Source organism: Streptomyces sp. NPDC028368, assembly GCF_055565615.1.
In genome coordinates, this window is the sequence record NZ_JBVHTY010000001.1 from 649,055 (window position 1) to 660,541 (window position 11,487).

An 11,487-nucleotide genomic window follows, 5' to 3' on the forward strand; every position below is an offset into this window, starting at 1 on the left:
CCCTCGCCCCCACCCAAGCCCCCTCCCAAGCCCTCCCCCAGGCTTTCCCTACGCGGCGAACCGCGCCCCCAGGGCCTCCAGTCCCACCGCATACACCGCATCCCCGAAAACGCCCTCGACCTCGGGCACGACCTCCGCGGCGCCTTCATAAGTCGCCGTCCAGCGCACCTCGGTGCCCCGGGCATGGGGAACGGCGGTCAGGGTCGCCTCGTAGTCGGTGATCGGGAGGAAGGGGTCGAGGACGGTGTAGCGGTATGAGCGAGTGGCGTCGTCCTTGGCGAGGAGGCGTTCGCGGGCGACGACCGTGCCGTCTAGGGTGAACACCCGTACCGCGCCTGGGGTTTCGGGGTTGGCACCGTCCTCGATGGCCGAGGGCGGGACCTGCGGGTGCCAGTCGGCGAGGCCGTCGAAGCGGCCGATGGTGTGCCAGACCGTGTCGGGGCCGGCGGGGAGCACGGTGGTGCGGATGAGGCTGTGCACAGTGTCACCTGTTCCTGGATTGTGTTGGGGCGTTGGGGCATTGGGGTGCTGGGAGGCCGGGGCGGTGTTCGGGGGCGGGTGCCGTCGTCGTTACCAGGTGCCGTCGCCGCGCAGGACGGCCTCGGCGCCGCCGTCGAGGAAGACGACCTGGCCGGTGACGTGCGTGTTCTCCGGGGAGGTCAGCCAGGCCAGCAGCGGGGCGACCTGCTCGGGGCGGGCGTGCCCGTGCAGCGGCATCGGAACGGTCGCGTCGACGACCTTGCGCATTTCGGCGTTGGCGAGCATCGGCTCGGTCATCGGGGTGACGATCGTGCCGGGGGCGACGGCATTGAGCGGGATGCCCGCGGCGGCCCAGTCCTCGGTGACGGCGACACGGCGCAGCCAGCGGGCGATGGCGTGCTTGGACGAGCCGTAGATCGCATACCCCTCACCCCGGTCGATGGCCGCCTGGGCGGCGGAAACGGTCGCGTCCTCATCGCCGGTCAGAGCCGCGTCGACGATCGCCGGGTCGTGCGGGTGGACGGAGGCGACGGAGGAAATCAGCACGGCGCGCGGGTCGGTACCGGCGGCCAGCAGCGGGCGCAGTCCTTCGAGAGTGGCGACCACACCGAAGTAGTTGACCTGGACGGTGAGCGGCGTGAAGTGGGCAAGGCCGGCACAGGCGATCACCGCGTCGAGTCGCCCGCCGGTCAACTCGCGTGCGCGGTCGACGAGTTCCGTACGGCCGGCGGCGGTGGCGAGGTCCGCGGAGATGTCGACGCCCTTGAGGTCGGCGCCGATCACGGTATGCCCGTCTTCGCGGAGGTGGGCGGCGGTGGCCTTGCCTATTCCGGATGCGGCTCCGGTGACGAGATAGGTACGGGGCATGGTCGGCTCCTTCGCAGAGGCGTTCAGGTCAATGCGGCGGCGTTCCGGTCGACGCAGAGGCGTTCCGGTCGATATCGATCAGGGGCGCTACGACAAGACCCGCCCGGCCGCTCAGCCGCGACGACCACGGGCAACCACGGGCAACCACGGGCAACCACGGGCAACCACGGACGATCGTGAACGATCACGTACGGCCACAGCGGTAGCCACGGCAGAGACCACGGCGACAGCCGCAGTGCCCATCGCAGCGACCCATCACGGCAACCACCGCAGCAACCACCGCAGTAACAACGGCAGCGGCGCGATCGCTCGCCCCAGGTGCAGCCAACATACGCTTTATTGGCACGACGTGCCAGTAAACTGTTCCATGACAGCGTTCATGACAGAGTTGAGGCCCGGACAGCCCCTGACGGCTCGGGATGGCCAGGGATGGCCAGGGATGGCCCGGACCGCACGGCGAGGATGAGGTGGATGACGGCAGCGCGCGGCAGACCAACGCTGACCGAGCGACGACGGCACGCGACCCGGCTGGAGATCGCGGAGGCGGCGGCGGCTCTCTTCAGCGACCAGGGCTACGACGCGACGACCGTCGAGGACATCGCGTCCGCGGCCGGCATCTCGCTGCGCACGTTCTACCGCTACTGCGCGGCCAAGGAGGACGCGCTCACACCCGTACTGACCTCCAGCGTCGGCCAGCTCGTCGATCAGCTGGCCACCCGCCCCGTCCAGGAACCGCTGACCAGCGCGGTGCAGGCGGCATTCGCCACGTCGACGTCGGCCCGGCGCCTCGCGGACACCGAACGGGCCCGTCGGCTGATCCGGGTCATGGGCAGCGTTCCGCCGATCCGTATGCGCTGGCTGGCTGCCGGGCGCGAGATGCAGGACCGGCTGGTGCCGGTGCTGGCGGCGCGTACGGGAACGTCGCAGGACAGCCTTGAGGTGCGACTGCTTGCCTCCGCGTTGATCGACGCGATCACCGTCGCCATGGAGCACTGGGCTCGCCAGGACGAGCCGGAGGACATCGCCGAGCTGACCCGTCGCGCGCTGGACTATCTGCGGGTCGATGAGCTGTAAATCACGGCCGGCCCGCTCCAGCACCCCTCCCCCACCGTCTGACCTGCACTTCTGACGCCGTCCGCCGTTCCGGTTCCCGGAATACGGATCCGGTCCGGTTCCGAAAGGATCGCGCTTGCGCCGCTGTGCGCCACCCAGGGCTGAATTTCTCCAGGCACGTATGGACAATGGAGAATGAACGTGCGAAAGCCGATCCGGCACAGCGGCCTTCAGCGGCCTTCGCAAGGTTGCCCAACGGGGGAGAGATACGTGCGGAAGATCATCGCCATAGCCCTGGCAGCGGTGGCATGCAGCGCCACACTGACACTGTCCACGGCCTCTGACGCGGCGGCGGCCGAGCGCTCGCCGCAGTGCGTCAAAGTGCGGAAGTTCTTCGACAAGGACCACCAGCACTACGTACGGCTGACGAACCTGTGCGGCCAGCGCACCTCGTGCTTCACCATCGTCATCCCGCATGCGAAGGACCCACGCGGCCGCCTCCGCAAGGGAGCGACCAAGGACGTCCACTACGGGCCGATATGGGGACCGCGGGCGCTGTACGTCAAGAACACGCACTGCTGAGCGGGCCACACCGCCGTCCCTCGCCGCCGTCCTGGGCCGAGATCAACGCCCGGGGCGGCGGCGCGGTGCATTCCGACGGTTCGGCGCGATGATTCGGTCCGATAGTTCGGTCCGATAGTTCGGCGCCATCAGCGGCTCCTGGCTTCCCGACGGCAGGGACGGGCCGCGGCAGTAGACGTAGCGGTAGCGGTAGCGCGGCCTCGGCGGGCTTGCGGCACGATCCGGCCGCTCACCTCCGTACCGCAACACCGTCCAGCACCATCGAGAGGTACTGGCGGGCGATCTCCTCCGGGCTGTGCTGTCCGCCCGGCCGATACCAGCTCGCGGCCACCCAGACGGTGTCGCGGACGAAGCGGTAGGTGAGCCGGATGTCGAGATCGGCGCGGAAGACCCCGTCGGCCACACCGCGTTCCAGCGTGCCCAGCCAGGCCTTTTCGAACTTCAGCTGGGAGTCGGCGAGATAGCCGAACCGGGGCTGGGCGGCGAGCTGCCGGGACTCCTTCTGGTAGATGGCGACCGCGGCGCGGTGCCGGTCGATCTCCCGGAAGGATTCGGTGACCAGCGCCTCGATGGTTTCCCGTGGTCCGAGGCCGGCGGCGAGTACGGCGTCATAGCCGTCCCAGAGCTCGTTGAGGAAGGTCGAGAGGATCTCGTCCACCATCGATTCCTTGGAATCGAAGTGGTAGTAGAGGCTGCCCGCGAGCATTCCGGCCTCGTCCGCGATGCGGCGGACGGTGGTGGCGTTGTACCCCTGCGCGGCGAACACCTCTGCCGCGATGGCCAGCAGTTCGCGGCGGCGCTCCGGGGACGCGTTGGCGGCCGTCGTCTTCTTCGCGGCCGTCGTCTTCTTCGCGGTCGTCGTCTTCTTCTTGGCGGTTGGCACCTGGCCATTGTCGCTGCCGCGCTGGGTGCCAGAGGCGCAGCCGAGGGCACAGCCGAGGGCACAGCCAATATCTTTCACTAGTAAAACACCTGCTAATGTTTTAGCCATGGGGAAGCACGCCAAGCCCGCCGAGAAGAGACTGACCACCGCACCCGATGGCGGGGTGCGGGCCCGTCCGCTGCCCGTCAGGAGCACCGTGCGGCTGCGCCGCCCCGTCGACATCTGGCACAAGCCGGCGCTCAGCGCGGTTGTGGCCATGGCGATCCCCGATCTCACACTGTTCGCCCTCGGCCGGCTGGATCTGATCCTCTACACCTCGGCCGGGGCGCTCTGTGCCCTGTACGCACACGGCCTGCCGTACGCCGCCCGTGCCCGCACGCTGCTGTGGGTGGTGCTCGGCATGGTCGCGAGTCTTGGCATCGCGCTGACCGCCGCATCGCTGACCGCCTCGACCGTGGTCCTCGTCGTGCTCGCGTCGCTGCTCGCCGCCGCGCACAAGATGGCGTGCGATGCGACACGCGTCGGACCGCCGGGGAACCTCATCCTGACCTTCGTCGCCGCCTCGGCCTTCTTCGTGCCGCAGCGCCTTGGCCAGGTCCCCCTGCACCTGGCGCTCGCGCTTGGCACGGGCGCGCTCGCCTGGCTGGTGTGCATGGCGCCGACGCTGGTACGGCCGTGGGGGCCGGAGCGGATCGCGACCGCCCGCGCTCTGGAGGCCGCGGCCGGACTGCTGCGTACGGGGACGGACGGCGGAAGCGCGGGAGGGGCCGAGGTGACGCACGCGCGGCATACGACCGCGGCCGCCGTGAACACCGCCTGGCACACCCTCTTCCTCGTCCCGGCGCGCACCCCGGACCGGACCGCGGCACGCGGGGACCTCGAGCGGCTCCTCGTACGGGCCGAGTCGGCGCTCGGCGGCAGGTACGGGGAAGGGGACGGGGAAAGGGAAGGGGACGGGGACGGGGACGGGGAAGGAGACCCGAAGGCGGAGGCGGAGGCGGAAGCGGAAGCGGAAGCGGAAGCCGCATGCCTCGGGGGCTGGGCGCGCGGGCTCCGGCGCGGACGTCCGCTTCCCGAGGTCCCGCTCACGGCGCCGCAGGCCGAGGAGCCGGCCGGATTCGCGGCGGAGAGGGAGGCGGCGGGGGCGGAGGCGGCAGGGGTGACGACGGCGGGGGTGGCGGCTGATACCCGGGGCCCGTTCATGGGCCCCGGTGGCGCGGCCCTGCGGCATCCGGTGCCCGGCCGCCCGCGCGGGATGCGCGCGGTGCTGGGCCGGCTGGCGCCGGGATCACCGTTGCTGCCGATAGGCGCGCGGGTCACGGCGGGGTGTGTGCTGGCCGGTTGGGCCTCGATGGCGGTCGGCGTCGGGCATCCGTACTGGGCCGTGGTGACCGCGGCCTCGATCTACCAGGCGAACACCACACTTTCCTGGCAGCGCGCGCTCCAGCGCACGGTCGGCAATCTGCTCGGACTGCTGCTGTTCTCCGCGCTGCTGCCGCTGATCCACACCGGGCATGTGGCGATGATCGCGCTGGCGCTGGCCTTCCAGTTCGGCGCCGAGGCCTGCATCACCAGGAATTACTGGCTGGGCTCGGTGTGCGTCACGCCGATGGCGCTGCTGCTGACCGAGTTCGGCAGTCACCTGCCCGCGAAGACGCTGATCGGCGACCGCTGGACCGACACCGTGGTGGGCGCGGCGGTGGGCCTGGCCTGCTGCGTACTGGTCACCAATCGACGCGCCGCCGACCGTATCGAGGTGGCTCTGGAGCGGGTGGCGGTCGCGGAGGCCGCGGCATGCACGCTGCTCGCGGCGGCGCCCGTGCCCGGGACGGATGATGCGCGGGAGACCGGCTGGGCCCGCGACCGGCTCGTCGGCTGCCTGGTGGAGCTGCGGGAGGCGGTGGATGTCGCGGCGGGCGAGTGGTGGCAGCGGGCGCTCCCGGAGGAGCGGATCGCCACTGCCGAGCAGCAGGGCCACCGCACCCTGTCCGGTCTCGTACGCCGCCTGCCGGCGCCCGCGCCGGCCGCCTGACCTGCGGTAGATCCGTGCCGGCCGCGTCCACGGCGCACAAAAGCCCCCCGGGGCCACCCGGCCGACACCACGCGGCGGCCACCGCACGTCAGAGCCCGGACGGCAGGCACAATTGAACGGTACGGCAGGGGCCGAGAGGAGAGTGCGGGTGGCCGAGGACATCGTCGCGGGGGTGCTGCGCCAGTGGCAGCAGGTGCACCCCGGGCTGGACACCGGCCCGATGGCGGTGATCGGGCGGCTCAACCGGTGTTCCGCGCTGTTGCAGCAGGCGGCCGACGCACCGCTGCGCCGGGCCGGGCTCACCCGCCCCGAGTTCGACATCCTCGGCACGCTGCGCCGGATGGATCGCGAGCTGACCCCGGGGCGGATCGCCCGCGAGACGTTCGCCTCCGGGGCCGCGGTCACCAAACGCGTACGGCAGCTGGAGGATCGCGGGCTGATCGCCCGGCGTCCCGACGACCGGGACCGCCGCGTCACCCACCTCTCCCTCACCGACGAGGGGCGCGAAACCATCGACCGGTTGCTGCCCGAACAGCTGCGGTACGAGGCGGCGTTGCTGGACGGCATCGGCGACGAGCGGCAGGAGGAACTCTCCGCGGCGCTGGGTGAGTTGCTGGTGGTGCTCGAGGGGCGGCTGGGCAGCCTGCTGGACTGAGCGGTTCGAGCTTTCCTGGCCGGGCCGGTCAGTCGGAACCGGACCCGTCGAGCGGCTCCGTCGGGAACGGTTCGTCGCTCCAGCGGAACCACGCCGCATCGTCCTCGATATGCAGTAGGAACTCGGCCACCGGCCCGGCCGGAGCCACCAGCCGTACGCCCTCGGAGGCCCGGCTGTAGGCGTCTTCCCAGGCCGTCACGTCGTCGTCGATCGTGTCGATGAGCTCCAGCTCACGGGCGAAATGCGGCCGTAGTTCCGGGTAGCCGGGGCCGGGTTCGAACCGCCCGTTCAGCCAGGGGAAGTCGGCCTGGGTGATCGTGATCTCCCCCACCACTTCCGTCCCCCGCTCCACCCGCCACACTTCGCCGATGAACGGCATTGCCGCCTCCCCTTGGTCCCTCCGGTGACACGCGCGGCGCGCCCCTTTTGCGGCGTGGGGTGCGCAGGACGCGTGACGGTCGGACGACAGGATTGCAGACCGGGCGATTGCGGGCGGGCGCTTTGTGTGGGGAGGACAGGTTGTGGTTCTTGAGTGGCGGCTGGTGAGACGTCGCCGAGGGCCGCGTTCTCGCCCGATGGTTTCGGATGGCTTATGGTGCGGCGCGGTCACCAACCCGGGGGTACTTCATGCGGCTCGCAGCCGTCGTCATCCTGCTCGGCGCGCTTCTCGGTTCCACGGTCGGCGCTGCCCATGCGGCGCCCGGGTCATCACGCTCGGGCTCCGGTACGCACACCGGATCGTCGTCGTCCGGCAGCCGCGGCAGCCGGTTCGGCGGTAGTGGCAGCGGTAGCGAGGGAGGTCTCGGGACGACCAAGCGGCGTGGCAGTTCGTCCGGCGGTTACGGCTCCCCCTCCAGGTACGGGAGTGACGACGACAGCCGTTCCTCCGGTGGCGGCTTCCTCTCCGGGGGCCCGTGGTGGCTGAAGCTGCTGAAGGGGCTCGGCGTCATTGTCGGCGGTATCGGCGGCGTCGGCGGGCTGACCTGGCTCGGCGTCAGGCTGAGGAATGCGGGCAAGCGGCGCGCCGGTCTGAAGCGTGCGCAGCGTCAGCACGCCGAGCGGGCGCGGGGCCGGTAGCGCACGAGCGGCGGCGGTCGGCCGGCACGTACGGGTTCGGATCTGGTTCGAATCGAATCGGATTGGATTGGATCAGATCGGATTGGATCCGTTCGGCGCGGAGAGGTGCCGGCCAGTAGCCGGGGAGGGGCCCCGGTCACGGCTCCAGGCGTGCGACGCGGCCCTGTTCGCCCGCCGCCCAGCAGGCCAGGTCAGGGGCGCAGTCGACGGTGTCGTAGGAGCCGTTGTCGAAGGTGCGCCAGGTGTGGCCGCCGTCGGTCGTCATATCGCTGCCGGACGGGCCGACCGCCAGGGCGATATGCCGGGAGTACGGGAGCCAGGCGGCACCCGAGCGGTAGGCCTGCGGGGGCGTAGCGGCCGGGCTCCAGGTGGCGCCGGCGTCGGCGCTGACCGCGGCGGCGCGGGGAGAGGGCTGGTCGGGGCGGTAGTCGCCGCCGACCGCGAGGCCGTGCGTACGGTCGTGGAAGGCGAGGGCGAAGACGCCGCGGGCCGGGTCGCCCGCCGGGACGGTCGTGTCGGTGACGGTCCAGGTGTGGCCGCGGTCGGTGGTGTGCAGGACGCGGGCACGGGCCGCGCCGCCGGTGGCGATCCAGGCGTCGTGGCCGCCGGAGGAGACCAGGCACTGACCGCCGGCGGCGAATGCGGCCTCGCCCTCCTGGGCCGGGGGCATTCCGAGCGGCGGCAGTATGCGCCAGCTGCGGCCGCCGTCGGCGGTGGAAAGGATGCGGTATCTGCCGTCGACGGGGTCGCTGAGCGCGAGGCCGTGACGACGGTCGAAGAAGGTGAGGCAGTCGTAGAAGGCGCGGGTATCGGTGTTGCGGAAGGTCTCGGTCCAGGTGGCGCCGGCGTCGTCGGTGCGCAGGACGCGTGAGGCCTCGCCCTCGCCGATGGCAAGGACGACCGCGCGGCGGGCGTCGAGTACCTCGATGTCGCGGAACTCCAGCGTCGCGGCACCGGGTGGCGAGACGTCGCTCCAGTGCTTGCCGCCGTCGTGGGTGCGCAGCACGGCACCGTTGGTGCCCGCGACCCAGGCGGTCGTACGGCTGACGGCCGCCAGACCACGGAAGCGGGAGGTGGGGTGGGCGCCGGAGCCGGTGTCCTTGAGGTCCCAGTGCCAGTGCGGTGCCGGCCGGCTGTTGTGGGGCGACGATGCGGCCACGGGACTCGCGGTCATCGCGGCGAGCACCGCCGCGCCGGCCGTCAACGCCGTCACCGCCCGCACCGCTGCCGCGACCCGCGCCGCCACCCCACGAGACGCCGATCCGTCGCGTCTCCCGAGCCTCAAGTGCCCTGTACGTCGCATCCGCCCCACCCCGCTCCACCCGCCCCGCTCATCTGGCCCAGGGATCTCAGGCGCCTCCGGGCCCCCAGGGCCCCAACGCCCCTCAGCGCCCCCGGCTCTCCCGGCCCTCGTCGCGCTGGAAGCTAGTCCAGCGATACGGCCCCGTCCAGACCGCCGGGTGCCGCCCATGGGTGGTTCGACGGCCGCAACTCACCCGGAGCCGCAGTGAATCGAGCCTGCGACATCGGCAGCCGATAGGTTCGGACCTTCGCGGCAATGCTTGCATTTCGCATGTGTAAAGGGGGCATATCCTCGCATTCGAAGAGCCGTGACGCAGGTCACGCAGGAAATCGATGCACGGTCGCGATGACCTACGCGTCCTAGTCGTTGTACCGACAAGGATCTGCACCGAAAGTAAGGGAGCCGGCGATGTCCACCGTCATCGAGCAAGCCGTTCAGGCCCGTCTCATCGCGAGCGCACCGCAGTCGCGGGTGATTCCGGCAACCCTTCGCTATGACCGAGCCGATCCCTTCGCGGTGCGCCTGGCATTTCCGCCCGGCGCTTCGCTGGACGGCGCCGAGGTGGCGTGGACGTTCGGGCGCGATCTGCTGGAGGAGGGGTTGCAGCGGGCGGCCGGGGCGGGTGATGTGCAGATCTGGCCGTGCGGCACGGACGGTGTGGTGGTGGAGTTCCATACGGCCGGCGGGATGGCGTTGGTGCAGTTCGAGGCGCGGGACCTGCGGCTCTTCCTGACCCGGTCGTACGGGGTCGTCGAGAAGGGCGGCGAGACGCGGCATCTGGACGTCGACGCCGACCTGGCTGCCCTGTTGCGCGAGGCGTAGGACCGGAAGGTCCCACACCTGGCACCCACACAGGACAGCCGGCGCGGGACGACTGACGCGGGACGACTGGCGCAGGACCGCTAGCGCAGGACGACGCGTGACCCGTACCGCGTCAGGACCTCGGTCACCAGGGCGCAGAAGTCGTACGGTTCGCCGTCGGGGCCCAGGAGTTGGCCCAGGTGGCGGCGGGCTACATCGTGGTGGTGCCAGATGACCGTGAAGGGGGCGGTGGCGCCGAAGTGGCCGCACAAACAGTCGACCAGTGCGCCCACACCGCGGCCGAAGTAGCCGCCCGGTCCGTTGACCGCCTCGCCGATCGCCAGGAAGGACGATGTCGAGCAGGCAGGGCCCATGGGCGGACGGGCGGGCCGATTCCGCCTCCACCGCCACGCCCCAGCAGCTGACTTCCTCCCTTCCCTGCCGGTCCAGGATCCTCAACCAGGCGCTGCCGAGCCGTCGTCGGCGAGGGCTCTCCGCCGTGAGGGCCGCGGTGAGGGCGGGGCCCGGCGCGCAGCCGAGCAGGGTCAGGGGGGCGGGTTCCGGTTCGTCGGCCGGGACGAGCTCGGAGAAGTCGAGGCAATTGCCCAGCTGGGTACGGCCGTTGTGGATCCGCGCGCCGGCGGCGAGGTAGGGGTCGCCGGGTGTGAGGTAGTCGTCCGCGATCGCCTCGAGGAAGACATCGCGGCGTGCCGGGTCGTAGTGGTGCGGACGGTGGCCGGTGATGCGGGCGTTGCGCAGGGGCCAGGCGTCGAGGCGTTCCGAGCCGGGCGGGCAGGCGTCGCCGGGCCGGGGCGCTATCCACAGGTCGCCGAGGCGGGCGGCGACCGCTCCGGCGTCGAGGGCGTGCAGGGCGGTCCGCAGCGGCCCCTGGGGTGTGCAGCCGAGCAGTTGGTAGGGCGCGGGGCGCGGGTCGGCGAAGAGTCCGGTGAGGCCGGCGCAGACGCCCAGCACCTCGTCGTCCTCGTCGGCCACGAGGGCGTAGCCGGGTGGGCGGGACTGCCGGATGCCGGGCGGCCAGGTGTGGGCCGGGCGGTCAGTGGGCGGCACGCGCCCCCTCGCCGTCAAAGAGGTTGGCCAGTTGCCGATCCATCAGCCGCATCGCCTGCTCTGCGCTGTGGACCTCCAGCAGGACATAGCTGGATAGCCCGTCGGCCAGGCTGATCAGCAGCATCGCCTCGTCCTCGGTGGCCCGGTCGGGCGGGAGTTCGCCGCGCTCGGCGGCCCGGCGCAGCTGGTCGGCGAAGAAGGCGCGGAGCTTGGGGATGCCGTCCTTGGCCTCGGCGCGCAGGACCTCGTCGTGTACGGCGCGGTTGAAGTACGCCGCGCCGACCAGCGTGCCGATACGGCTCTTCTCGTCGAGCGGCAGCATTCCCGACAGGCAGGTCCGCAGCACCTCGCGGGGCGACGGTTCCTCGGTGAGCGCGGCGATGCGTTCGCGGATGCGGCGGTCGGCCAGCCGGTTGATGTGCTGGAGGGCGAAGGCGAGCATCTCGTCCTTGGTGCGGAAGTAGTGCTGCAGCCGGCCGAGCGAGATGCCGGCCTCGGCGGCGACCTCGCGCAGGCTGGCGCCGTCCAGGCCCCGGGTGCTCGCGATCCGCCAGAGCGCCTCGGCGATCTCCTCGCGCCTGGCTCCGTGGTCCACCTTCTTGGGCACGGACGGCCTCCCTCTCCTACGTCGTCAGGGGCGCCTCGTACGCCGTCAGGGGTGGCCGAGCACGCCCGCACGCTTTTAC

General features: G+C 71.4%; 13 protein-coding genes. 6 read left to right on the plus strand and 7 right to left on the minus strand.

The window, feature by feature from the left end; translation table 11 throughout:
- Positions 1-48: 48 nt before the first annotated feature.
- Positions 49-480, minus strand: a complete 432-nt coding sequence (locus ACZ4S3_RS02875; RefSeq protein ID WP_467924915.1) for an SRPBCC family protein — start codon at positions 478-480, stop codon at positions 49-51.
- A gap of 90 nt (positions 481-570) precedes the next feature.
- Positions 571-1,347, minus strand: a complete 777-nt coding sequence (locus ACZ4S3_RS02880; protein ID WP_467924917.1) for an SDR family oxidoreductase — start codon at positions 1,345-1,347, stop codon at positions 571-573.
- Positions 1,348-1,818: 471 nt separating this feature from the next.
- Here ACZ4S3_RS02880 and ACZ4S3_RS02885 point away from each other — a divergent pair, with 471 nt between their 5' ends.
- The gene (locus tag ACZ4S3_RS02885) at positions 1,819-2,421 is read left to right on the plus strand and encodes a TetR/AcrR family transcriptional regulator (protein ID WP_467924919.1); all 603 of its coding nucleotides are present in this window, start codon (positions 1,819-1,821) and stop codon (positions 2,419-2,421) included.
- Between the two features lie 249 nt (positions 2,422-2,670).
- A complete protein-coding gene (locus tag ACZ4S3_RS02890; RefSeq protein WP_467924921.1) occupies positions 2,671-2,982 on the plus strand; it encodes a hypothetical protein in 312 nt (103 codons plus the stop codon).
- A gap of 229 nt (positions 2,983-3,211) precedes the next feature.
- On the opposite strand, the gene ACZ4S3_RS02895 is transcribed toward ACZ4S3_RS02890, so the two are convergent.
- On the minus strand, positions 3,212-3,769 hold the full coding sequence (locus tag ACZ4S3_RS02895) for a TetR/AcrR family transcriptional regulator (protein WP_467925233.1): 558 nt from the start codon (positions 3,767-3,769) through the stop codon (positions 3,212-3,214).
- Between the two features lie 202 nt (positions 3,770-3,971).
- Here ACZ4S3_RS02895 and ACZ4S3_RS02900 point away from each other — a divergent pair, with 202 nt between their 5' ends.
- Both ACZ4S3_RS02900 and ACZ4S3_RS02905 read left to right on the plus strand, forming a co-directional pair.
- Complete coding sequence (locus tag ACZ4S3_RS02900; RefSeq protein ID WP_467924923.1) at positions 3,972-5,897, plus strand: FUSC family protein; 1,926 nt, start codon at positions 3,972-3,974, stop codon at positions 5,895-5,897.
- Positions 5,898-6,045: 148 nt separating this feature from the next.
- Entirely contained in the window at positions 6,046-6,552 is a 507-nt protein-coding gene (locus tag ACZ4S3_RS02905; RefSeq protein WP_467924925.1) for a MarR family winged helix-turn-helix transcriptional regulator, read from the plus strand.
- A 28-nt stretch (positions 6,553-6,580) separates the two neighbouring features.
- Here ACZ4S3_RS02905 and ACZ4S3_RS02910 read toward each other — a convergent pair whose 3' ends face one another.
- Positions 6,581-6,931, minus strand: coding sequence for a hypothetical protein (locus ACZ4S3_RS02910; RefSeq protein ID WP_467924927.1), 351 nt, complete (start codon positions 6,929-6,931; stop codon positions 6,581-6,583).
- A 248-nt stretch (positions 6,932-7,179) separates the two neighbouring features.
- On the opposite strand from ACZ4S3_RS02910, the gene ACZ4S3_RS02915 reads away from it, so the two are divergent.
- The gene (locus tag ACZ4S3_RS02915) at positions 7,180-7,629 is read left to right on the plus strand and encodes a hypothetical protein (RefSeq protein ID WP_467924929.1); all 450 of its coding nucleotides are present in this window, start codon (positions 7,180-7,182) and stop codon (positions 7,627-7,629) included.
- A 136-nt stretch (positions 7,630-7,765) separates the two neighbouring features.
- On the opposite strand, the gene ACZ4S3_RS02920 is transcribed toward ACZ4S3_RS02915, so the two are convergent.
- Positions 7,766-8,803: a WD40/YVTN/BNR-like repeat-containing protein gene (locus ACZ4S3_RS02920; RefSeq protein WP_467925235.1), complete on the minus strand. Its 1,038-nt coding sequence runs from the start codon at positions 8,801-8,803 to the stop codon at positions 7,766-7,768.
- 537 nt (positions 8,804-9,340) lie between these two features.
- On the opposite strand from ACZ4S3_RS02920, the gene ssgD reads away from it, so the two are divergent.
- Positions 9,341-9,754: a spore wall synthesis regulator SsgD gene (gene ssgD / locus ACZ4S3_RS02925; protein ID WP_467924931.1), complete on the plus strand. Its 414-nt coding sequence runs from the start codon at positions 9,341-9,343 to the stop codon at positions 9,752-9,754.
- Positions 9,755-9,834: 80 nt separating this feature from the next.
- On the opposite strand, the gene ACZ4S3_RS02930 is transcribed toward ssgD, so the two are convergent.
- Together ACZ4S3_RS02930 and ACZ4S3_RS02935 are read right to left on the minus strand one after the other, a co-directional pair.
- Positions 9,835-10,107, minus strand: coding sequence for a barstar family protein (locus tag ACZ4S3_RS02930; RefSeq protein ID WP_467924933.1), 273 nt, complete (start codon positions 10,105-10,107; stop codon positions 9,835-9,837).
- Between the two features lie 680 nt (positions 10,108-10,787).
- Positions 10,788-11,408, minus strand: coding sequence for a TetR/AcrR family transcriptional regulator (locus ACZ4S3_RS02935; RefSeq protein WP_467924935.1), 621 nt, complete (start codon positions 11,406-11,408; stop codon positions 10,788-10,790).
- Positions 11,409-11,487 lie beyond the last annotated feature (79 nt).

Coding starts and splice junctions, on each gene's coding strand:
- ssgD (WP_467924931.1), top strand. CDS start 9,341: ATGTCCACCGTCATCGAGCAAGCCGTTCAGGCCCGTCTCATCGCGAGC.
- ACZ4S3_RS02900 (WP_467924923.1), top strand. CDS start 3,972: ATGGGGAAGCACGCCAAGCCCGCCGAGAAGAGACTGACCACCGCACCC.
- ACZ4S3_RS02915 (WP_467924929.1), top strand. CDS start 7,180: ATGCGGCTCGCAGCCGTCGTCATCCTGCTCGGCGCGCTTCTCGGTTCC.
- ACZ4S3_RS02930 (WP_467924933.1), bottom strand. CDS start 10,107: ATGGGCCCTGCCTGCTCGACATCGTCCTTCCTGGCGATCGGCGAGGCG.
- ACZ4S3_RS02920 (WP_467925235.1), bottom strand. CDS start 8,803: ATGACCGCGAGTCCCGTGGCCGCATCGTCGCCCCACAACAGCCGGCCG.
- ACZ4S3_RS02910 (WP_467924927.1), bottom strand. CDS start 6,931: ATGCCGTTCATCGGCGAAGTGTGGCGGGTGGAGCGGGGGACGGAAGTG.
- ACZ4S3_RS02885 (WP_467924919.1), top strand. CDS start 1,819: ATGACGGCAGCGCGCGGCAGACCAACGCTGACCGAGCGACGACGGCAC.
- ACZ4S3_RS02880 (WP_467924917.1), bottom strand. CDS start 1,347: ATGCCCCGTACCTATCTCGTCACCGGAGCCGCATCCGGAATAGGCAAG.